The organism is Streptomyces sp. NBC_01622 (genome assembly GCF_045209635.1).
Taxonomy (GTDB): Bacteria; Actinomycetota; Actinomycetes; order Streptomycetales; family Streptomycetaceae; genus Streptomyces.
Genome location: NZ_CP109293.1, coordinates 5,614,138 through 5,634,654, shown reverse-complemented (window position 1 = coordinate 5,634,654; position 20,517 = coordinate 5,614,138). Strand labels below are relative to the sequence as shown.

Here is a 20,517-nt window from a genome sequence, read left to right as displayed (position 1 = left end):
GGGGACTCAGTCCGAGATCAGGCCCTCGCGCAGGGTGGACAGGGTGCGGGTGAGGAGGCGGGAGACGTGCATCTGGGAGATGCCGACCTCCTCGCCGATCTGCGACTGGGTCATGTTGGCGAAGAAGCGCAGCATGATGATCCGGCGCTCGCGGGGCGGGAGTTTGGCCAGGAGGGGCTTGAGGGACTCGCGGTACTCGACGCCCTCCAGAGCCGTGTCCTCGTAGCCGAGGCGGTCCGCGAGGGAGCCCTCGCCGCCGTCGTCCTCGGGGGCCGGGGAGTCGAGCGAGGAGGCCGTGTACGCGTTGCCGACCGCGAGGCCGTCGACGACGTCCTCCTCGGACACGCCCAGGACCACGGCGAGTTCGGGGACGGTCGGCGACCGGTCCAGCTTCTGGGAGAGCTCGTCGCTGGCCTTCGTCAGGGCCAGTCGCAGCTCCTGAAGGCGACGCGGGACGCGCACCGACCACGACGTGTCGCGGAAGAAGCGCTTGATCTCGCCCACGACGGTCGGCATCGCGAACGTCGGGAACTCCACCCCGCGTTCGCAGTCGAAGCGGTCGATCGCCTTGATCAGGCCGATCGTGCCGACCTGGACGATGTCCTCCATCGGCTCGTTGCGGGAGCGGAAACGCGCGGCGGCGTAACGCACCAGCGGGAGATTGAGCTCGATGAGGGTGTCCCTGACGTAACCGCGCTCGGGGCTGTTCTCGTCGAGCGCGGCGAGCCGCAGGAAGAGGGAGCGGGACAGGGTGCGGGTGTCGATGGCTCCCGTGGTCGGGAGGGCCGGGGCCGGTACGGCGGGTACGGCCTCAAGGACCGTAACGGCGTCGAGTGCGGGCTCAGCGTCGCTCTTGGTGAGCGTGAGCACCTTCGAGCTGCCCTGGTCTGCGGACATGCCACCCCCTTTGGGTCGCGGGACGGTCGCGGCGATCGCCCCCGTCGGGGGAGCGGTGCCTTCACCTGAATACCGGAGCCTGGGCCACGGCAAACGCGCTTCCGGCAGAATGTCACATGTCGGCAACACGCTGTAGTGACATGTCGACTTGTCTGTTACGAATCAGCCCTGGAAAAAGGGGGTCTGACGGTTTTTCAGCGCAGAACTGGCGGGAAGTGCCCTGGCGAGCGATTCGTTCGTAACGGTGACAGATCGCTCGCGCTTTCGGTTATGCCTCGATGCGGTTCGCGGAGCGCAGTCGCTGGAAGCTGCGCGCGAGGAGACGGGAGACGTGCATCTGGGAGACGCCGAGTTCCACGCTGATCTGTGACTGGGTGAGATTGCTGTAGTAGCGCAGGAGCAGGATCCGCTGTTCGCGTTCCGGGAGCTGGACGAGCAGGTGCCGGACGAGGTCGCGGTGTTCCACGCCGTCCAGGGCCGGGTCCTCGTAGCCGAGCCGGTCCAGCAGGCCGGGCAGTCCGTCGCCCTCCTGGGCGGCTTCCAGGGAGGTCGCGTGGTACGAGCGGCCGGCCTCGATGCAGGACAGCACCTCGTCCTCGCCGATGCGCAGCCGCTCGGCGATCTCGGCGGTGGTCGGAGTGCGCCCGAAGGCGGTCGTCAGGTCCTCGGTCGCCGCGTTGACCTGCACCCACAACTCGTGCAGCCGGCGCGGGACATGGACCGTGCGGACGTTGTCGCGGAAGTAGCGCTTGATCTCACCGATGACGGTCGGCATCGCGAACGTGGGGAACTGCACGCCCCGGTCCGGGTCGAAGCGGTCGATGGCGTTGATCAGACCGATGGTGCCGACCTGGACGACATCCTCCATCGGCTCGTTGCGGGAGCGGAAGCGGGCGGCGGCGTAGCGCACGAGCGGGAGATTGGCCTCGATGAGCGCCCCGCGCACCCGGTTGTGCTCCGGCGTACCCGGCTGGAGCCCCTTGAGCTGGCCGAACAGCACCTGGGTGAGGGCCCGGGTCTCGGCACCGCGGCTGCGCGGTGGAGCGGCTGCCGCCGGGGGCTCGGCGGGAGCCTCTTCCTGAGGCGGCGCTGTACTGGCCGACACGGTCAACGCCACACCTCTTCAATAGGTCAACTCATCCGTCAAAAGCGGTCATAGCATCACAAGACATGTGCACTGTGTGCAAGCACTGACTAGCACCTTGTTAGGCCGTGTTGACGGGCAAATTGGGGCATTAGACGCAGGAGAGCCCCCCGCCGTCATGGCGGGGGGCTCTCCGGTGGCGCGTTCAGATCTCGTAGTCGGCGATCACCCAGGTGGCGAACTCGCGCCACAGCGCGACGCCCGCCTGGTGCGCGGGGTGTTCGACGTACCGCTTCAGGGCGTCGGCGTCGTCGGCCGAGGAGTTGATCGCGAAGTCGTAGGCGATGGGGCGGTCGCTGATGTTCCAGCCCAGCTCCCAGGAGCGCAGGTCCTCGATCAGGTCGCCGAGCGGGCGGAAGGCCTCGACGCCCGCCACCACCCGCGGGTCGTCGCGCTGGACGCCCTCGTTGAGCTTGAAGAGGACGAGGTGGCGGATCATCTGCACGCTCCCGGTTGGTCGGCTACTGCGCTCCGTCGGCCAGCCAGGTCATGAAGTCGCCGATGGCCTTCGCGGCGTCCGATATGCCTTCGAAGCCTATCTGGACGTAGTCGGCCGCCTTGGACGGGTCTGTGATGATCACGTACAGCGCGAAGACCACGAGCACATAGACGGCGATCTTCTTCGCGTTCACCGCCATCGCGGCCTCCCCTGTGACGTCCGTGCCCGTGGGCCCCCTGTTGCCGGCGGCGAGTGTAACCTTCACGGCCCCTTTTTGGATCTACGCACGGAGGGCCCCGTCTCTCGACGGGGCCCTCCGGAAGCGGTAGCGGAGGGATTTGAACCCTCGGTGACTTGCGCCACACTCGCTTTCGAGGCGAGCTCCTTCGGCCGCTCGGACACGCTACCGAGAGAGACCTTACAACAAGGTGGGGCGTGGTTTGAAATCGGTAATCAGCGGCTGCGGAAGAACTCCGTGAGGACGTGCGCGCACTCGTCCGCAAGCACGTCCCCGATCACCTCGGGGCGGTGGTTGAGCCGCCGGTCGCGTACGACGTCGAAGAGCGAGCCGGCCGCGCCGGCCTTCTCGTCGCGGGCGCCGTAGACGACCCGGTCGATCCGGGACTGCACGAGCGCGCCCGCGCACATCGTGCAGGGTTCGAGGGTGACGACCAGGGTGCAGCCGGACAGCCGCCATTCGCCCACCCGTCTCCCACCACCACCCTTGCCGGAGGTGCTTCGCGCCGCCGAATCCCTCAAAGCGGCGGCGGCCCTCCGGATCGCGAGGACCTCGGCGTGCGCCGTCGGATCGCCGGTGGCCTCGCGTTCGTTGTGCCCGGTGGCGAGCACGGTCGTACCGTCCGGGGACAGTACGACCGCGCCGACCGGGACGTCACCGCCAAGGGCGGCCTGTCCGGCCTCGTCCAGGGCGAGCCGCATCGCGGCCCGCCAGCGGTCGCGTACCGGGTCCGGGGTCCCTTCTGTGCGTGCTGTGGTCAGCGGACGGTCTCCAGGACCTCCGAGGCCCCCAGGGCCTCGGCGATGGAGCTCAGCGCGTCGTCCGCGTCGAGGAGCAGCAGCTCCTTCTCGCCGACGCCCAGGTCGTCCAGGATCTGGCGGTCACCGACGGGGCTGTGCGGAACGGCCTCGGCCGAGGAGGTGCCGTCCTCGTCGTCGTCCTCCTCGGTGTCACCGTCCTCGGTGCCGTCGAGGTCGAGGGAGTCCAGATCGACAACATCGTCGTCGTCCGGATCCCGTCCGAGCAGCTCGTCGGTGAGCAGGATCTCGCCGTACGAGCTGCGGGCTGCGGCAGCTGCGTCCGAGACGTAGATCCGAGGGTCGTCCTCGCCGTCGATGCGGACGACGCCGAACCAGGCGTCCTCCTGCTCGATGAGCACCAGCACCGTGTCGTCCTCGGGCGAGGCTTCACGGGCCAGTTCGGCCAGATCCGACAGGCTCTCGACATCGTCGAGCTCTGTGTCGCTCGCTTCCCACCCGTCTTCGGTGCGCGCGAGCAGTGCGGCGAAGTACACCGTGACTCTCCCACTGGTACTAGGCGTGCCGGTTGGGGGTCCCCCCGGCGGAGGTTACGGGCGGGGAGAGCTCGTGCTCCGAGCCCCACCCACTCGGAATCGTGGCAGAAACAAGGCGTTTAGGGGACGTCTTCGGCTCCCTGTGTCCGCCCGTGTTTGATCGACCACCAGCGGGATCGTACGCGGCGATCGCCGTGCACACGCACCGGGTTGGCCTTTACAAGGTCCTGTGAGACGGGCCTCAACTACCAGCGGAAGGTTCGCATACGCATGGCGTGGCGCAGCCGGGCGGCCTTGGCGCGGCGGGGCTGGACGCGGTCGCGCAGCTCACGCGCCTCGGTCAGTTCGCGCAGGAACTGTGCCCGGCGCCGTCTGCGCTCGGCATCGGTCTCCCGGCTCTCGTGCTGTGACGGGTCCTCGCGGGACTCACGGTCAGGCATCGGCTCACCACCCCGGTCCGTCCCTCCCACTTTCCCCCGGACGGGCGGTTTGATGCCAGCGCGAGCAGGTGGGGAGTGGCGGCTACTGTTGTGGACATGCGTCTCCACGTCGTCGACCACCCCCTGGTCGCCCACAAGCTCACCACGCTGCGCGACCAGCGCACCGACTCCGCGACCTTCCGCCGCCTGGCCGACGAGCTGGTCACCCTGCTCGCCTACGAGGCCACGCGCGACGTGCGCACCGAACAGGTCGACATCACGACGCCGGTCGCCCCGACCACCGGCGTCAAGCTGTCCTACCCGCGCCCGCTGGTGGTGCCGATCCTGCGGGCCGGTCTCGGCATGCTTGACGGCATGGTCCGGCTGCTGCCCTCGGCCGAGGTCGGCTTCATGGGCATGGTGCGCAACGAGGAGACGCTGCAGGCCTCCACGTACGCCACGCGCATGCCGGAGGACCTCTCCGGCCGCCAGGTGTACGTCCTGGACCCGATGCTGGCCACCGGCGGCACCCTGGTCGCGGCGATCCGCGAGCTGATCAAGCGCGGCGCGGACGACGTCACCGCCGTGGTGCTGCTGGCCGCCCCCGAGGGCGTCGAGGTCATGGAGCGCGAGCTCGCGGGCACCCCGGTGACGGTCGTGACGGCCTCGGTCGACGAGCGCCTGAACGAGCACGGCTACATCGTCCCGGGCCTCGGCGACGCGGGCGACCGGCTGTACGGCGCCGCGGAGTAACGCCCGCTCAACACCCGCTTCCCGTACGGCTCTTACCTGCCGTACGGGTGTGCGCGGGCGCCGCCGTCCGGCTACGAGCAGGCCTTCGGCGAAGCGCTTGCCGTCGGTGCCGGTCCGCTCAGCGCGGCCAGGGCCTTGTCGGCGGCGGCCTTCGCCGTGAGGTCCTTGAAGGCGGTGCCGATGATCAGATCCACGGCGGCGCCCTTGCGGGTGGCCTCGGTACGGCGCTCGGCGCCGGTGAGCTGGGTCGCGAGGACGGGCAGCGAGGTGTCGAGGGAGGCGGCGGGGCCGAGCAGTATCCCGGTGCCCTTGACCTTCTTGTCGAACTGCGCGGACGCGTTGCCCACGTCCCCGATCTTGAAGCCGCGCTTCTTGAGTTCGTCGGCGGTCGACTTGGCGAGGCCGCTGCGGGGCGTGGCGTTGTAGACGTTCACGGTGATCTGGGCGGGCTTCGGCACGGCGGCGTTCGCGCCCGTGCCCGCCGAAGCCGAAGGGCTCACCTTGGTCGCGCAGTCCGCCTTGGGACCGGCCGCCGCGGCCTGCTTGCCGCCGCCGGTGAAGACGTCGATGAGCTGCAACGTGCCCCACCCGCCCACACCCAGTACGGCGACGGACGCGACCACGGTGAGGACGAGCCGCCCGCGACGCCGCGGGCGGCGCATGCGCGGGTATTTGTCCCCCGTGATCCGGTACTGGCCGCCCATGCCTGGGGGAGTCAGCATGCTCATGAGCGCAGCGTAGTGCGCCCGGGCGGCGATGCCTACTAGATGATCATTCGACAGCGCCGAGACCAACCCGAAAGGGTCAACACCCTATAGGTCCGGCGTTCAGTCCAGCTCGAGGACGCGCGCGTGGAGCACCTGCCGCTGCTGCAGCGCGGCGCGCACCGCGCGGTGCAGGCCGTCCTCCAGGTACAGGTCGCCCTGCCACTTCACGACGTGCGCGAAGAGGTCGCCGTAGAAGGTCGAGTCCTCGGCGAGGAGGGTTTCGAGGTCGAGCTGGCCCTTGGTCGTCACCAGCTGATCGAGGCGGACCGGGCGCGGCGCGACATCCGCCCACTGCCGGGTGCTTTCCCGGCCGTGGTCGGGGTACGGCCGGCCGTTTCCGATGCGCTTGAAGATCACACGGAAAGCCTACCGGTCATGACGTTCCGGGCGCAGCCATGGAGACGGAGTGCGACGCTGGAAAAGATGCCGCAAAGACGGGCAAAAAGGGAACTGGGGCCTGATTATGAGTGACAGCGAGACGATCGCCGCCGGGTACGCCTTCACAGGACCTGCACTCGATCTGGGCGCCCTGCTCTGGGACGGGGCCTGTCTGTCCGACGCGCAGATCCGCATCCCCCTCCCGATGCTCAACCGCCACGGCCTGGTCGCGGGCGCCACCGGCACCGGCAAGACCAAGACGCTCCAGCTCATCGCCGAGCAGCTCTCGGCGCAGGGCGTGCCCGTGTTCCTCGCGGATGTGAAGGGCGATGTGTCGGGTATTTCGGGGCCGGGCGCGGCGAACGACAAGGTCGCGGGGCGGGCCGCCGAGGTCAAGCAGCAGTGGACGGCGACCGGCTTCCCCGCCGAGTTCTACGCTCTCGGCGGGATCGGCCACGGCATCCCCGTCCGCGCCACGATCACCGGCTTCGGACCGGTACTGCTCTCCAAGGTGCTCCAGCTCAACCAGACCCAGGAGCAGTCGCTCGGCCTGATCTTCCACTACGCCGACACCAAGGGCCTGGAGCTGATCGACCTCAAGGACCTGCGGGCCGTCGTCACCTTCCTGACCTCGGACGAGGGCAGGCCGGAACTGAAGAACATCGGCGGCCTGTCCACCGCCACGGCCGGCGTGATCCTCCGCTCCCTCACCGCCTTCGAGGCGCAGGGCATGGCCGACTTCTTCGGCGAGCCCGAGTTCGACACGAGCCAACTGCTGCGCACCGCGCAGGACGGCCGGGGCATGGTCTCCGTCCTCGAACTCCCCGCCGTCCAGGACAAACCGCAGCTCTTCTCGACCTTCCTGATGTGGCTGCTCGCCGACCTCTTCCACGACCTCCCCGAGGTCGGCGACGCCGACAAACCGAAGCTCGTCTTCTTCTTCGACGAGGCGCATCTGCTCTTCGACGACGCCTCCAAGGCCTTCCTCGACTCCATCACGCAGACCGTCCGCCTGATCCGCTCGAAAGGGGTCGGTGTCTTCTTCGTGACCCAGACCCCGAAGGACGTCCCCGGCGACGTCCTGGCCCAGCTCGGCAACCGCGTCCAGCACGCCCTCCGCGCCTTCACCCCGGACGACCAGAAGGCCCTGAAAGCAACGGTGAAGACCTTCCCGAACTCCGCCTACGACCTGGAGGAGATCCTGACGGGACTGGGCACAGGGGAGGCCGTCGTCACGGTCCTGAGCGAGAACGGCGCCCCGACCCCCGTGGCCGTCACCCGCCTCCGCGCCCCCGAGTCCCTGATGGGCCCGATCGACGCGACGACCCTCGATCAGGCGGTCAAGTCCTCGTCCCTCTACGGCCGTTACGCACAGGCTGTGGACAGAGAGTCGGCCTACGAGAAGCTGTCGGAGGCGCGGCCGGCTCCCGCCGGGACACCGAAGGCGGCAGCGAAGAAGGCTCCGGCCAAGGAGGACGAGTCGATGGTCCAACAGGTCGTCGGCAGCGGCATGTTCAAGTCCCTGGCGCGTTCCGTCGGTACCCAGATCGGCCGTGAGATCACCCGCTCGCTGTTCGGTACGGCCCGGCGGAAGCGGTAGCCGCCGCCGGGCCGCACGGTCGGATCAGCGCTTCCGTTCCTCCGGGGGCCGCTGCGGCTCGGGTGTGCGCGCCTCGGGTTTGGGAGCGTTGCGTACGGCCTCCGCGCGCAGCAGGGCGCGCAGGACCGCGTACGGGTCGATGGGCATGGCTGTGTTCCTCGCGTCGTACTGCCGGACTGACTGGCTGACTGGCCTGGTGGGGCGGTCGGTCCGTCAGCAGCGCAGGACCACGGTGCGCTGGGCACGCAGCGAGTACGACGGCCCGTGCGGCGCGGGACGGGATCGGCCCTCGGGGTGGTGGGACTCCGGGGCGGGCGCGGGGCGCAGGGGCGCGGTGGGCCGGTGGACGGCGGGAGAGGAGGGCCGTAGGGCGGCGGCCGTGTCGAGGGTGTCGTACTCGATGGTCGTCTCGACGGACGAGGCGACGGGCGTCGCGCGCGTTTCGGCGTGTGTGCCCGGTACCAGCAGGGCGAGCAGCAGCACGAGGGCCCGCAGCCAGGCACGGCTGCGGGGGAGGCTGCGTGCGGTGCTCACGGGGGCCAATCTGCCCTGTGGAGCTACGGCGTTCATCGCGTCCCGAGCGAGATACGCCCGCATGGAGTAGGGGTCCCCGTCACAGGGCGGTCGGTACCTGCTGCGCCCGGCCCCGCATCCTGATCGCCGTGATGATCTCGACGACGCCGACCGCGACCAGCCAGATGCCGCCGACGAGGGTGAGGACGGCGACCGAGCGGAAGGGCGAGTCGATGAGGACGATGCCCGCGATGAACGTGACGATCCCGAGGAAGATCTGCCAGCCGCGCGCGGGCATGTTCTGGTCGGAGGCGGCGGCCAGGGTCTGGGTGATACCCCGGATCAGCCAGCCGATGCCGATCCACAGGGCGAGCAGCAGGATCGACTGCATCGGGCCGCGGAAGCAGAACAGGCCCAGCACGATCGACAGCGCGCCGCTGATGAACGCCAGCACCCGCAGCGAGGTCGCCTTGTGGGTGCCGAAGGCGGCGACCAGCTGGAAGATTCCGCTGATCAGCAGGTAGATGCCGAAGAGGATGCCGGCCGCGAAGAGGGACGCGCCCGGCCACACCAGGACCAGGACGCCCAGGATGAGTGACGCGATGCCGGTGAGCAGGACGACCTGCCAGGCGGCCTTGGACAGGGCGTGGAGGGGACCTTCGAGATCCGGTTCCCGGTAGCGCTCGTCGTGCGGGGGCCGCGGGGCGCGCGGGTCGTGGACGCGGCGGTCGTCGAACTCCGGGCCCCAGGAGGGGCCGCTCGGTGCCTCGGTCATGGTCCATGGTTTGACCGGGGTCGGACGGCCCGCCACCGGAGCGGGCCACCTGGCTGACGCGGCTACTTGCCGCCGGCCGCCTTCGCGGCCTTCGCCGCCGCCTTCATCTCCTGCTTGTGGGCGCGGACCTTGGCCAGTGACTCGGGGCCGGTGATGTCGGCGACGGAGCGGTAGGACTTGGGTTCGCCGTAGGCACCGGCGGCCTCGCGCCAGCCCTTCGGGGTGACGCCGAGCTGCTTGCCGAGCAGGGCCAGGAAGATCTGCGCCTTCTGCTTGCCGAACCCGGGCAGCTCCTCAAGCCGCTTCAGCAGTTCGGCACCGGTGCCGACCCCCGCCCAGACGGCGCCGGCGTCCCCGTCGTAGTGCTCTACGAGGTACTGGCACAACTGCTGGATGCGCTTGGCCATCGAGCCCGGGTAGCGGTGCACGGCCGGCTTCTCGGAGAGGAGCGCGGCGAAGGCCTCGGGGTCGCGGGCCGCGATGTCGTGCGCGTCCAGGTCGGTGGCGCCGAGCCGGTCGGCGATCGTGCGCGGCCCCTTGAACGCCCACTCCATCGGCACCTGCTGATCGAGCAGCATCCCGACCAGCGCGGCCAGCGGGGAACGGCCGAGGAGTTCGTCGGCGTCGGGGTCCTGGGCGAGGTGAAGGGTGACGTCCATGGGGCGATGATGGCGCGTACGGGGGCGGGATGCCTCCTCTTGCGCGTCCGGGCTCAGGATGCCCGCCAGTACCCCAACGCGTGCACCCGCTCGACCAGCCGGCCCCTGGGGAGCGCGCGGATCTCGTGCCGGTCCGGGTCGGTGCGGAGGGGGAGTCGGTCGGGCTCGCCCTCGGACCAGATCGTCGCCGGGTTTCGCGGCCCGCGCCCAGTCGCTCGCGCGGCCCTCGTGCAGGGTGCATTCGAGGCCGAAGGTGCCGGCCGCCGGGTCGGGGTCGACCAGGGTGTACGCCCGCTGGTGGGGCTTGCCCGCGTTGTCGAACCAGAGCCGGACCCACATCGTCGGGTGGACGCCGGTCGCCGCGAGCATGCCGCCGTCGGCGAGGGGGAGGCGGCGATAGCGCGGGGTGACGACCCAGATCTACCGCGATGCCTGGGGAATCCCCCACCTGCGCGCCGGCGGCGCCGACGAACTCGCCCGTGCCCAGGGCCGCGTCACCGCCCACGACCGCGCCTGGCAACTGGAGGCCGAACGGCATCGCGCGCAGGGCACCTCGGCCGCGTTCCTCGGCATCAGCCGCCTCGAACCCGAAACCCCCGCCCGTGAACCCGTCCACGAACAGCACGTCGACGGCTTCGGTACCGTCCGCGTCCTGCCCCTGGACCGGCGGCCGACGCCGAGGTGATCCACCGCTGGGTCGGCGAGGAACGGGCCGCGTTCTGGGGCATGAACGGCCTCACGCAGGCCCAAGTCGCCGAGATCTACGCCCACATGGACACGGCATCCACCTTCTCCTCGCCCCCGCCGGACGGGACGGCGCCCGCCCCGGCTGGTCGGTGGCGCTGATGGACGTCCTGGCCGCGTATGTCCTGCTCGGTCTGGACCGGCGCCGGATCGTGGTCGATCCGGATGTGCGGAACGAGAAGGCGATCGCGCGCTTCCTGCGGCAGGGCTTCGTGGCGGGCCCGCAGGTGGTGCTCCCGGAGATCGACATCCCGGACGTGTTCGTGTCCGAAAAGCATGCCCAACTGGCCTTTCTCGCTCGCGAGGTGGCCTTCCCGTAGCCTGCCGGAGTGACCCCAGAAGACCTCGTCGCCCACTATGACCTGGAGCCGATTCCCCGCGAGGGCGGCCTGTTCCGCCGTACCTGGGCGGGCCCCGAACGGTCCGACGGCCGCCCTGAGGGCACCGCGATAGTCGCCCTCCTCGCCGCCCCGGACTTCTCCGCCCTGCACCGCCTGCCCAGCGACGAGGTCTGGCACTTCTACCTCGGCGACTCGCTCGAACTCCTGCTCCTCGCCCCCGACGGCACCTCCCGCACGGCGGTCCTCGGCCCGGACATCCGGCAGGGCCAGCACCTCCAGTTCACCGTGCCGGCCGGCACCTGGATGGGGGCGCGGGCGGTCGGCGCGTGGACGTTCTTCGGTTGCACGATGGCGCCCGGCTTCACCTACGAGGGCTACGAGCACGGCGACGCCGCCGAGCTGACTGCCCGCTACCCGTCCGAGGCCGCCCGTATCGCCGGGCTGTGCCGCCCGTGAGCGGCCTGCTGTCGGGCCAGGTCGCCCTGGTCACGGGCGCGGGCGGCGGCATCGGCCGGGCCATCGCCCTGCGGTTCGCCGAACAGGGCGCGGCGGCGGTCGCGGTCCACTGTCGTACGGCGGTCGGGGCGGCGAGTGAAGTGGCGGCCCGCGTACGGGAGTCGGGCGCCCGGTCTGTCGTACTGCAAGCAGATCTGACCGACGAGGACGACTGCCGGGCGCTGGTGCGCGAGGCGGCGGAGTTCGGCGGCGGGCGGCTCACGGCGCTGGTCAACAACGCGGGCGTGCAGCCGACGCAGCCGCTGGACGGGATGACGGCGGCGGGCTGGCGGGCGGTCGTCGACACCAATCTCACCAGCGTGTTCGCCTGCACGCAGGCGGCGGCCGGGGTGATGCGGGAGCACGGCGGCGGCACGGTGACGCACATCGCGTCCATCGAGGCGAGCGCCCCGGCGCCGCTGCACGCGCACTACTCCGCGTCCAAGGCGGCCGTGGTGATGCACGCGCGGTCGGCGGCCCTGGAGTACGGCCCGTACGGCATCCGCGTCAACACGGTCTCGCCCGGACTGATCGACCGGGAGGGGCTGGGGGAGGCCTGGCCGGAAGGGGTGCGGAGATGGCAGGAGGCGGCACCGACCGGGCGGCTGGGCCGGCCCGAGGACGTGGGCGACGCATGCGTGTTCCTGGCGTCCCCCCTCGCCTCCTGGATCACCGGGCACGACCTGGTCGTGGACGGCGGAGTCTCGGCCCGGCCCACGTGGTGAGCGAAAGGCGGGGCGCGTCCGTACGTAACCCGAGGCCTGCAAGTCCGAAGACGGAGATATGACGTGCGCCGACGACGGAACGAGGGACAGCGTTTTGGACGCGACGGAGTCAAGGGAGACTACCGAGGCACCCGCCGGCGAGGAGTTCAAGGGCTGGTGCTGCTGGGCACCGTGCTGGTCCTGCTCCTCCTCGGCAGCGCGGGCACCGCGTCCGCGCACGCCGCCCTCGAATCCACCGACCCCGCCGACGGAAGCGTCCTCAAGTCTGCCCCCCGCTCCCTCACCCTCACCTTCTCCGAGTCCGTCGCCCTGCTCGACGACTCCTTCCGCGTCTACGACCCCGACAACCGGCGGGTGAAGACGAGTTCCGCGCACCACGCGAAGGACGCCGGCGACACGGCGAGCGTCACCCTCCCGGCCGAGCTCGGCACCGGCACCTTCACGGTCGCCTGGCGCGTCGTCTCGGCCGACAGCCACCCCGTCTCGGGCGCCTTCACCTTCTCCGTCGGCAAACCCTCCGCCACCACCACCCCGATCAGCACGGCCCCGAACGAGAACCCGTTGACGGGCAGCCTGTACGACATAGCCCGCTACTTCGCGTACATAGCCGCGGCCCTCCTCATCGGCACGGCCACCTTCATGGCCCTGTGCCGCCCCCCGAACCCCACGGTCCTCAACAAGCCGATCATGGCGGGTTGGTGGACCCTCCTGGCGTCAACCCTGGCCCTCCTGATCCTCCGCGCCCCCTACGAGGCGGGCACGGGCCTGGCCACGGCTTTCGACCCCGCCGCCCTCCCCAGAACCTTGATGACTCGCCCCGGCCAGGCCCTGGCGGCCCGCCTGCTCCTCCTCGCCGCAACGGCCTTCTTCCTCCTACGACTCCGGGGACGGGAGCGGTTCGGACGGGTCGCCCTCCGGACAGGTGCCGGGCTGGCGGTCGCTCTGGCGCTGACCTGGGCGTCGGCGGAACACGCGTCCGCCGGGATCCAGGTACCGGTGGCGATGACATCGGCGGTCCTGCACCTGCTCGCGATGTCGGTCTGGCTGGGCGGCCTCACGGCCCTCCTGACCGTCCTCTACCGCTCACCCGGCCTCGACGCGGCCCCGGTGGCCCGCTTCTCCCGCCTCGCCTTCATCTCGGTCACCGTCCTGGTCGTCACCGGCGTCTACCAGTCCTGGCGCGGCCTCGGCTCCTGGAACGCCCTGACCGGCACGTCCTACGGCCGCATCCTGCTGGTGAAACTCGGCGCGGTGGTACTGCTGCTCGCGGCGGCGGCCTGGTCACGACAGTGGACGGCACGGCTGGCCGGGGCTGAAGTGCCGCTCCAGGTACCGGAGTTGGTGAAGACGGGGGCAGAGGGGACGTCGTCTTCCACCGGCCACGGTGAGGGCGAGGGCCTCCCGGATCCCGGTGCCGGTGACGGCTCCCCGGACGGATACCACCGCGGCCTGCGCCGCTCGGTCCTGCTCGAAGTCGCCGTCGGCGTCACCGTGTTGGTGATCACCACCCTGCTGACCAACACACTGCCCGGCCGGGCGGCGGCGGAGGCCCAGCAGACGGCGACCCCTGCCGGGATCCCCGCGGCCTCCGTCACCACGGTCCCCTTCCGCGTAGGCGACGCCGGCGGCAAGGTACAGATCACCCTGGACCCCGGCCGCGTCGGCGAGAACTCGGTCGAGGCGGTCGTCTACGGTCCCGACGGCGGCTTCGCCACGGTCCCCGAACTCCGCCTCTCCTTCACCCTCCCGTCCCAGAAGATCGGCCCCCTCGACGCCAACATCAAGGACGAGGGCGGCTACTGGGGCACCAACACCCTCAACCTCCCCATCGCCGGCACCTGGACGATGAAGGTGACGGTCAGGACGTCGGACATCGACCAGGTGAGCGTGGAGCGGCGGGTGCGGATCGTGCGGTAGGCCATGGCTTCTCAGGCGTGGAGGCCGTGCCGCTTCACCCACCCCGATATCGCGCCGGCGATCACCTCCGGCTGGTCCTCCGGTGTGTGGTGGCCGGCCACGGTGTCGGAGTGCTCGATCTCCAGGGCCGCGATGTTCGCAGCGCACCAGGCGATGATGTCCGAGTTCATCATCGTCCCCGCCCCGGGTGCGAACGTGAGCAGCAGCTTGGGCACGTCGGGGCTGGCCGTCAGCCAGCGGTCGTACGCCTCGATCCTGGCCACGACGTCGGCGGGTTCGCCGCCCAGCGGCATCGAGCGCGCCCAGCGCAGGAGGGGGCGGCGGCTCTCCCGGGTCGGGTACGGCTCGCGGTAGGCGGCGAGGTCGGCCGGCGCGAGCGGGGTCGCGGAGGCGGCGGGCAGGGCCTGTTCGATGAAGGCGTTCTCGTCGAGGATCATGGTCTCGCCGACACCGTCCGTCTTGATCGCCCGGAACAGCTCCCTGCCCCCTTCGGGGAACTCCTCCCAGGTCATCGGCTTGACGATGGTCTCCGTGAACGCGATGCCCCGCACCCGGTCCGGATGGCGCGTGGCCCAGTCGAAGGCCAGGGCGCCGCCCCAGTCGTGCCCCACCAGCACCACGTCCCGCAGCCCGAGCGCGTCGAACCAGGCGTCCAGATAGCGGGCCTGGTCGGCGAAGCTGTACGCGATGTCCGGCTTGCCCGACGCGCCCATGCCGATGAGGTCGGGGACCAGCAGGCGCCCGGACGTCACACCCGGCAGGACGTTCCGCCACAGGTGCGACGAGGTCGGGTTGCCGTGCAGGAAGACGATCGGTACTCCGGTGCCCGACTCCCGGTGGGAGATGGTCGAGTCGAGGACGTGGGTCACCTGCGAGGCCGTCACCGGAAGGCCGCCGCGTTGCGCTCCGCCCAGGCCGCGAACGTACCCGGCGCCCGCCCCAGCACCCGCTCCGCGTCCGGGCTGACCCGCTGCTCCTGCTCGGTCGGCTCGCCCAGGATGGCCAGCGTGCCCTCGACCACGGGCAGTGGCATGAACCGTGCCATCAGGTCATACGCCTCCGCGCGGGACTGCTCCGTGAAGGTCACCGGCTCGCCCAGTGCCCTCGCTATCGCCGCCGCCCGCGCACGGGGTGTCGTAGGCGCCGGACCGGTCAGGGTGTAGGTCGCGCCCGCGTGTGCGTCCTCGCACAGGACAGTGGCGGCGACCGCTGCCACGTCGTCGGGGTCCACGAACGGCAGGCCCACGTCACCGAAGGGTGCCGCCGCCGTGCGCCGGGCACGGATCGACTCGGCCCAGGCGTACGCGTTGCTGTCCAGCCCGCCCGGCCGCAGGATCGTCCAGTCGAGCCCCGACTCCCTTACGGCCGCCTCGAATTGACGCGGTTGTGCGTATGTCTCCGGCCGGGTCCCCGCTCCCTGCGAGGACACCAGCACCACCTTGCGGACACCGGCCGCCTTGGCCACGTCCAGGACGTCGTACGGCCGTTCGCCCGCCACCAGCAGGAACAGTGCGTCCGCGCCCTCGAACGCGCCCCGCAGGCCTTCCGGTTCGGCCAGGTCGGCTGCCACCGTCCCCGGCCCGCCGATGTTCCGGGCCACCGCCGTCACCGGGACCCCGTCCTCCGTGAGGATCCGCACCAGCGTCCGCCCCACGTTCCCGGTCGCACCCGTCACCACGATCATGTCGCTACCCCCGTCGCATGTGTGAGCCTTTGTGAGTTAGTTGGCTGACTAACTCCGTCAGGGATGACGCTAGCACGACCGACCCGCCCGTTGTCTATAGTTAGTCAGGTGACTGACTCAAAGGATTCCAGGCCCGCCCGGTCCGCTGCCGCCGTCGGCAAGCGGCAGCGGCTGACCACCGCCACCGCCCGGGTCCTGCACGAGCAGGGCGTGGAGCGCACGACCATCGCCGACATCGCCCGCGCCGCCGACGTCCCGACGGGCAACGTCTACTACTACTTCAAGACCAAGGACGAGCTGATCGAGGCCGCCCTCTCCGAGCACACCGGCAACCTCGCGACCCTGACCGCACGCCTAGACCAGCTCCCCGACCCGCGCGAACGCCTCAAGGCCCTCGTCGGCGGCTGGGTCGACCAGAAGGACATCGCGGCCCGCCACGGCTGCCCCATGGGCACCCTCGCCGCAGAGCTGGACAAACGCTACGAGGACGGCCTCGATCTCGCCGCGGGGCAGGTCATACGGCGGCTGGTGGACTGGGTGGAGGAGCAGTACCGGCAGCTCGGCGCGGCCGATCCCGAGGGGCTCTCCCTGACCCTCGTCGCCGCCTACCAGGGCATGTCGTTGCTCTCCAACGCCCTGCGCGACCCGGAGATCATGACCCGCGAAGGGGCCCGGCTCATACGGGAGTTGGATGCCCTGACCGTGGCCTGAGCAACTCCTACCGCTGGCCCCGGATGCGCTGCGCGACCTCGCTGTTCTCGGTCTCCCACCAGGGGCGGACGAGTTCAGGACCCTCGGCGACCGCAGTCGCCTCCACCGCCGTAACCCGCTCCAGTTCCGTGTCCAGCCGCCGGTCCAGCGCGACCGTCTCGGCGCGTTCGGTGCGGGCCCACTGGACCAGGATCGCGAGCAGGAAGGGGAGGGCGACCAGTTCGGCGATGCCTACCATCGCGCCGCCGCCGAGCTGCTGGTCGTGCTGGACGTCCGGCGCCCAGGACGGGGAGTGGGCGAGGTACCAGGAACCGGCGATCAGCGTGCCGTGGGTCATCACCACGATGCCCGGCACCGCGTCGATGATCCCGTCGACGAACACCAGCGCCGCCCGCACCGGATGCGTGCACCAGGCGGGCAGCGCCTCCTCGCGGGTGAGCACGGGCAGGACGAACAGGCTCCCGGCGAGCAGCAGTTGGAGGTACATCAGCTGGTGCAGCCAGCCGTTGGCCAGAGCTGTTTCGAAGTACGGCGTGAAGTAGATCGTCAGTTCTGTCGTCAGCACGAGGGCCGTGCTGACCAGGGGGAAGGTGAGCAGCCGTAGCAGGCGGCCCGTCAGTGCTCCCCGCGCCCGAGCCGCCGCGCGTTCGGGCAGGGCGCGCAGAGCCAGCCGCAGCGGATCGCCGAGGGCCAGGCCGAGCGGGGCGATCAGGTCCAGGAGGACGTTCTGGACGGCGGCCGGCCAGAACAGCACCCGGTCGTACACGGCGAGCGCGGACATCGTGGCGACCACGATCGTGCCGAGCCCGAACAGCGCGAACGCGACGGTCCGCGCCACCGGCCAGGACTCGCCGCGCCGCCTCAGCCGCAGGACGCCCCAGCCGTACAGGCCGCCGAGGAGCACGACGACCAGCAGCGCGGGGACGTCCGCCTGCCAGGAGGAGAACAGCCGTCCCACGGTGAGCTGTGGCAGGTTCTCCATCACGATCTACCTCCACCCACGCCTGCCGGATCTGCCGCAGCACTCTATGCCGCCGAGTGCCGCGGCGAGGACCCGCCCCCGTGGCGGAGCACCGTTACATCGACTGGCGCATGATCCAGTCCCGGATGCCGGGGATGGTGTAGGCGACCTGCCAGGTGGCCATGTGCGCACTGGTCGTCGAGCCCGCCGGTACGACCGTGCCGGCCTCGAACGCGGCGAAGTTCACCGGCGTCCGCTGCGCCTTCATGCTGCGTACGTCGGCCGCGAACTCGGCGGCGGTGGACTGCCCGTCCCACAGCGCGGTGCTGACCTGCGTGCCCTGCTCCTGGATGACGGCGGTGATGGCCTGCTCGCCGGGGTAGGCCTTGGTGTCGTCGGCGGAGACCAGGATCCACAGGTCCTTCTTCGCCAGCAGCGCGGCCTGCGCCTCCGGCCACTGCCCGGCCACGATGAACGCCGCCGCGAACAGGTCGGGGTACTTGATGTTGAGGCCGAGAGACATCATCGCGCCCATCGACTGACCGGTCGTGTAGCGGCGCTTGCGGTCGATGCTGTACTGCTGCGTCACGGACTCGACGAGGTTGGCGGTGGCGTCGAACAGCGTCGACGGCAGGTAGTCGTCGTCGATCACGACGGAGCCGTACTCGGGCGCGAGCACGAACGCCTCGTGCCGGGCCTGGTCCTCCGGGCTCGCCCAGCACACCGCGCCCAGCCCCTGCACCAGGGGACCTTCGGTGGCCACGTTGACCACGCTCGCGTCGTGCATGAACAGCACCAGCGGGTAGCTCTTGCGCGGGTTGTAGTCCTTGGGCACGAACAGGTTGTAGTTCAGGGTCTGACCGGTCACCGGGTCGGCGAAGGTGAACTGCTGGAAGTCGTCGACGATCAGGTTCTTCACCCCGTCGGTGGTCAGCGCCGTAGTGCTCGCGGGGTACTGCGTGCCGTGGGCCGTGGTGACCGTGCCTGCCTGCGTGAGCGTGGCCTTCGCGGCGACGATGGTCCCTCCGGGGGTGGTGTCGCCGACCTTCGGGCCGCCCGCCCCGACCCCGCCGCCGGAGTCGCCGGTGCCGGTACCGCCGGTGGGCGGGGTGCCGCCGCCCTGCTGGGTCACCCACAGGGCCGCCGCAGTGTCGTCCGGGGACAGCTCGACGATGACGTAGCGGCCGTAGCGCGCCCGCTCGGCGAGGTCGGCGGAGCGGTTCGTGTAGACCTTGGTCACGGTGCGGTCGGTGACCGTGAACGTCGACGTCGACAGCGTCCGCCCGTCGATCTCTCTGTCGTACTCGACCGCCACCGCGACGAGCTTCTGCCCGGCTCCGAAGACCTGGGTGATGGCGGTGAGACCCTTCACATGGTCTCCGTCCGAGGCGGGCGCGCCCGTCCCGCTCGCCTCCTGCGCCGAGCTGGGGGACGCGCCGGCGAACACCACCAGGGCCCCCGCCGTCGCGGTCGCGGTACCGGCCATGAACCTACGCCTGTCCATGAAGGTGAGCTCCTTCGATCGAGGTTGTCAGGGCTGCCGGGCGCCACTGTCCTGCCTCAATCTGTGAAGCGATACGCGAAAGAAGAAGCATTTTCACAGGGGACGCAGAAGTTCCCTGGTCGTACCGATGAATTCGCTTCGCGCAACCTTAGCTGGCGCGAGTCATTGCGCCGCAATTATTGACCGGCATTCGACCGATTCGGCGTCGGCGGAAATTCGACGACGAAAACAGGTCATATTCAGAGCGAACTCAGAGGGACTGGTCCATGACCCACTCCCGGATGCCGGGAATCGTGTAGGCGACGTGCCAGGTGGCCATGTGCGCACTGGTCGCCGAGCCCTTCGGCACGACCGTGCCGGTCTTGAACGCGGCATAGTTGACCGGCTCCTTCTGTGCCTTGAGGCTCCGCACGTCGGCGGCGAACCGGGCGCCCGTGGAGCGCCCGTCCCACACCGCGGTCGCCACGGCCGTGCCCTGCTCCTTGACGACCTTCGTGATGGCGTTCTCGCCGGAGTAGGACTTGTCGTCTTCCTGCGAGACGACGATCCAGAGTTTCTTTTTCGCCAACGGCTTCGCCTGGTCCGCCGGCCACTGCCCGGTGGCGTAGAGCCGTTTCCCGTCGAGGCTGTACGTCTTCGTGAGCGCCCGCACGAGATGGGCGGTGGTGTCGAAGAGGGGCGACGGTTTGTAGGTGTCGTCGATCACGACGGAGTCGTACTCGGGCGCGAGCACGAAGGCCTCGTGCCGGGCCTGGTCCTCGGGGCTCGCCCAGCACACCGCGCCGAGGCCCTGCACCAGGGGACCCTGCGTCGCCACGTTCACCACGCTCGCGTCATGCATGAACAGCACCAGCGGGTAGCGCTTGCGGTGGTCGTAGCCCTTGGGGACGAACAGGTTGCACTTCAGGGTCTGTTTCGTCACCGGGTCGGTGAAGGTGAACTGCCGGAAGTCGTCCACGATCAGGTTCTTCACCGCGCTCGTGGTCACCTTCGTACCGCTCGCGGGGTAGCGGGTGCCGTGGGTGGTGGTGACGGTGCCGGTCTGGGTGACGGTCGCCTTCGCGGCGACGATGGTCCCGCCCGGCGTGCTGTCCCCGACCTTCGGACCGCCTCCGCCGGGGGCCGCGCTGGAGGTACCGGTGGGCGAGGAACCGGACGCGGTGCCGCCGCCCTGCTGAGTCACCCACAGCGCCGCCGCCTTGTCGTCCGGCGACATCTCGACGATGACGTAGCGCCCGTCCCTGCCCCGCTCGGCGAGGTCGGCGGAGCGGTTCGCGTAGACCTTGGTGACGGTCCGGCCGGTGACCTTGAACGTCGACGTCGACAGGGCCGAACCGGTGATGTCGGCGTCGTACTCGACCGCCACCGCGACCAGCTTCTGGCCGTCGCCGTAGACCTTGGTGATCGCGGTGGCGCCCCGGACATGACCGCCGGCCGGAGCCGTCGCGCTCACGGCCTCGCCCTCGGTCCGCGCCGTGCACCCGGCCGTCCCGCCGAGCACGGCGAGGGCGCCGACGGCACCGGACCCCACGATGAACCTGCGCCTGTCCACCACGACG

General features: G+C 70.3%; 24 protein-coding genes, 1 tRNA gene and 3 pseudogenes. 8 read left to right on the top strand and 20 right to left on the bottom strand.

Annotated elements, in window-relative coordinates; genetic code table 11:
* Window positions 1-6: 6 nt before the first annotated feature.
* The 8 genes from OH768_RS25840 to OH768_RS25805 all read right to left on the bottom strand — a co-directional run bounded on the left by OH768_RS25840 (window position 7) and on the right by OH768_RS25805 (window position 4,452).
* Window positions 7-897, bottom strand: coding sequence for an RNA polymerase sigma factor SigF (locus OH768_RS25840; RefSeq protein WP_033285558.1), 891 nt, complete (start codon window positions 895-897; stop codon window positions 7-9).
* Between the two features lie 268 nt (window positions 898-1,165).
* Complete coding sequence (locus tag OH768_RS25835) at window positions 1,166-2,014, bottom strand: RNA polymerase sigma factor SigF (RefSeq protein ID WP_406457372.1); 849 nt, start codon at window positions 2,012-2,014, stop codon at window positions 1,166-1,168.
* Window positions 2,015-2,186: 172 nt separating this feature from the next.
* A complete protein-coding gene (locus OH768_RS25830) occupies window positions 2,187-2,480 on the bottom strand; it encodes a Dabb family protein (RefSeq protein ID WP_406457370.1) in 294 nt (97 codons plus the stop codon).
* A gap of 22 nt (window positions 2,481-2,502) precedes the next feature.
* Window positions 2,503-2,745 (bottom strand): hypothetical protein, encoded by a 243-nt coding sequence (locus tag OH768_RS25825; RefSeq protein WP_406465835.1) that lies wholly within the window; start codon window positions 2,743-2,745, stop codon window positions 2,503-2,505.
* Between the two features lie 58 nt (window positions 2,746-2,803).
* A tRNA-Ser gene (locus tag OH768_RS25820) sits at window positions 2,804-2,888 on the bottom strand.
* Window positions 2,889-2,933: 45 nt separating this feature from the next.
* On the bottom strand, window positions 2,934-3,419 hold the full coding sequence (locus OH768_RS25815; protein WP_406457368.1) for a nucleoside deaminase: 486 nt from the start codon (window positions 3,417-3,419) through the stop codon (window positions 2,934-2,936).
* Between the two features lie 56 nt (window positions 3,420-3,475).
* Window positions 3,476-4,012: a hypothetical protein gene (locus OH768_RS25810; protein WP_406457366.1), complete on the bottom strand. Its 537-nt coding sequence runs from the start codon at window positions 4,010-4,012 to the stop codon at window positions 3,476-3,478.
* Between the two features lie 245 nt (window positions 4,013-4,257).
* On the bottom strand, window positions 4,258-4,452 hold the full coding sequence (locus OH768_RS25805; protein WP_019073298.1) for a hypothetical protein: 195 nt from the start codon (window positions 4,450-4,452) through the stop codon (window positions 4,258-4,260).
* Between the two features lie 96 nt (window positions 4,453-4,548).
* On the opposite strand from OH768_RS25805, the gene upp reads away from it, so the two are divergent.
* Complete coding sequence (gene upp / locus OH768_RS25800) at window positions 4,549-5,184, top strand: uracil phosphoribosyltransferase (RefSeq protein WP_200715914.1); 636 nt, start codon at window positions 4,549-4,551, stop codon at window positions 5,182-5,184.
* Between the two features lie 71 nt (window positions 5,185-5,255).
* On the opposite strand, the gene OH768_RS25795 is transcribed toward upp, so the two are convergent.
* Both OH768_RS25795 and OH768_RS25790 read right to left on the bottom strand, forming a co-directional pair.
* Entirely contained in the window at window positions 5,256-5,888 is a 633-nt protein-coding gene (locus OH768_RS25795; RefSeq protein ID WP_406465442.1) for a LytR C-terminal domain-containing protein, read from the bottom strand.
* 123 nt (window positions 5,889-6,011) lie between these two features.
* Window positions 6,012-6,308: a type II toxin-antitoxin system VapB family antitoxin gene (locus tag OH768_RS25790; RefSeq protein WP_003999914.1), complete on the bottom strand. Its 297-nt coding sequence runs from the start codon at window positions 6,306-6,308 to the stop codon at window positions 6,012-6,014.
* 106 nt (window positions 6,309-6,414) lie between these two features.
* Between OH768_RS25790 and OH768_RS25785 the strand changes: the two genes are divergently transcribed.
* Entirely contained in the window at window positions 6,415-7,929 is a 1,515-nt protein-coding gene (locus OH768_RS25785) for a helicase HerA-like domain-containing protein (RefSeq protein ID WP_406457363.1), read from the top strand.
* Between the two features lie 24 nt (window positions 7,930-7,953).
* On the opposite strand, the gene OH768_RS25780 is transcribed toward OH768_RS25785, so the two are convergent.
* From OH768_RS25780 to OH768_RS25760, 5 genes and pseudogenes are all read right to left on the bottom strand, one after another.
* Window positions 7,954-8,076: a hypothetical protein gene (locus OH768_RS25780; protein WP_406457362.1), complete on the bottom strand. Its 123-nt coding sequence runs from the start codon at window positions 8,074-8,076 to the stop codon at window positions 7,954-7,956.
* A gap of 66 nt (window positions 8,077-8,142) precedes the next feature.
* Window positions 8,143-8,463: a hypothetical protein gene (locus OH768_RS25775; RefSeq protein WP_406457360.1), complete on the bottom strand. Its 321-nt coding sequence runs from the start codon at window positions 8,461-8,463 to the stop codon at window positions 8,143-8,145.
* A 79-nt stretch (window positions 8,464-8,542) separates the two neighbouring features.
* Window positions 8,543-9,217: an HdeD family acid-resistance protein gene (locus tag OH768_RS25770; protein ID WP_406457358.1), complete on the bottom strand. Its 675-nt coding sequence runs from the start codon at window positions 9,215-9,217 to the stop codon at window positions 8,543-8,545.
* Window positions 9,218-9,279: 62 nt separating this feature from the next.
* Entirely contained in the window at window positions 9,280-9,876 is a 597-nt protein-coding gene (locus OH768_RS25765; RefSeq protein WP_406457356.1) for an HhH-GPD-type base excision DNA repair protein, read from the bottom strand.
* A 77-nt stretch (window positions 9,877-9,953) separates the two neighbouring features.
* Window positions 9,954-10,287 (bottom strand): annotated as a pseudogene (locus OH768_RS25760) (siderophore-interacting protein); the annotation flags it as partial.
* Here OH768_RS25760 and OH768_RS25755 point away from each other — a divergent pair.
* The 5 genes and pseudogenes from OH768_RS25755 to OH768_RS25735 all read left to right on the top strand — a co-directional run.
* Window positions 10,283-10,480, top strand: a pseudogene (locus OH768_RS25755) (penicillin acylase family protein); the annotation flags it as partial. The pseudogenes OH768_RS25760 and OH768_RS25755 sit on opposite strands and share 5 nt — an antisense overlap.
* A gap of 48 nt (window positions 10,481-10,528) precedes the next feature.
* Window positions 10,529-10,940: pseudogene (locus OH768_RS25750) on the top strand (GNAT family N-acetyltransferase).
* Window positions 10,941-10,949: 9 nt separating this feature from the next.
* Complete coding sequence (locus OH768_RS25745; RefSeq protein WP_406457354.1) at window positions 10,950-11,417, top strand: cupin domain-containing protein; 468 nt, start codon at window positions 10,950-10,952, stop codon at window positions 11,415-11,417.
* Window positions 11,405-12,181, top strand: a complete 777-nt coding sequence (locus OH768_RS25740) for an SDR family NAD(P)-dependent oxidoreductase (protein ID WP_406457352.1) — start codon at window positions 11,405-11,407, stop codon at window positions 12,179-12,181. The genes OH768_RS25745 and OH768_RS25740 overlap by 13 nt, the downstream gene beginning before the upstream one ends.
* A 156-nt stretch (window positions 12,182-12,337) precedes the next feature.
* Window positions 12,338-14,098, top strand: a complete 1,761-nt coding sequence (locus OH768_RS25735) for a copper resistance CopC/CopD family protein (protein WP_406457350.1) — start codon at window positions 12,338-12,340, stop codon at window positions 14,096-14,098.
* An 11-nt stretch (window positions 14,099-14,109) separates the two neighbouring features.
* Here OH768_RS25735 and OH768_RS25730 read toward each other — a convergent pair whose 3' ends face one another.
* Window positions 14,110-14,982 carry a haloalkane dehalogenase gene (locus OH768_RS25730; RefSeq protein ID WP_406457348.1) on the bottom strand — a complete coding sequence of 291 codons (873 nt, stop codon included), beginning with the start codon at window positions 14,980-14,982 and terminating at the stop codon, window positions 14,110-14,112.
* On the bottom strand, window positions 14,979-15,782 hold the full coding sequence (locus OH768_RS25725) for an SDR family oxidoreductase (protein WP_406457346.1): 804 nt from the start codon (window positions 15,780-15,782) through the stop codon (window positions 14,979-14,981). The genes OH768_RS25730 and OH768_RS25725 overlap by 4 nt, the downstream gene beginning before the upstream one ends.
* Window positions 15,783-15,890: 108 nt before the next feature.
* Here OH768_RS25725 and OH768_RS25720 point away from each other — a divergent pair, with 108 nt between their 5' ends.
* Complete coding sequence (locus tag OH768_RS25720; RefSeq protein ID WP_406457344.1) at window positions 15,891-16,493, top strand: TetR/AcrR family transcriptional regulator; 603 nt, start codon at window positions 15,891-15,893, stop codon at window positions 16,491-16,493.
* Window positions 16,494-16,500: 7 nt separating this feature from the next.
* Here OH768_RS25720 and OH768_RS25715 read toward each other — a convergent pair whose 3' ends face one another.
* The 3 genes from OH768_RS25715 to OH768_RS25705 form a co-directional block, all read right to left on the bottom strand.
* The gene (locus OH768_RS25715; protein WP_406457342.1) at window positions 16,501-17,475 is read right to left on the bottom strand and encodes a cytochrome c oxidase assembly protein; all 975 of its coding nucleotides are present in this window, start codon (window positions 17,473-17,475) and stop codon (window positions 16,501-16,503) included.
* Window positions 17,476-17,569: 94 nt separating this feature from the next.
* Window positions 17,570-18,958 (bottom strand): alpha/beta hydrolase-fold protein, encoded by a 1,389-nt coding sequence (locus tag OH768_RS25710; protein ID WP_406457340.1) that lies wholly within the window; start codon window positions 18,956-18,958, stop codon window positions 17,570-17,572.
* 250 nt (window positions 18,959-19,208) lie between these two features.
* Entirely contained in the window at window positions 19,209-20,513 is a 1,305-nt protein-coding gene (locus OH768_RS25705; RefSeq protein ID WP_406457338.1) for a hypothetical protein, read from the bottom strand.
* Window positions 20,514-20,517 lie beyond the last annotated feature (4 nt).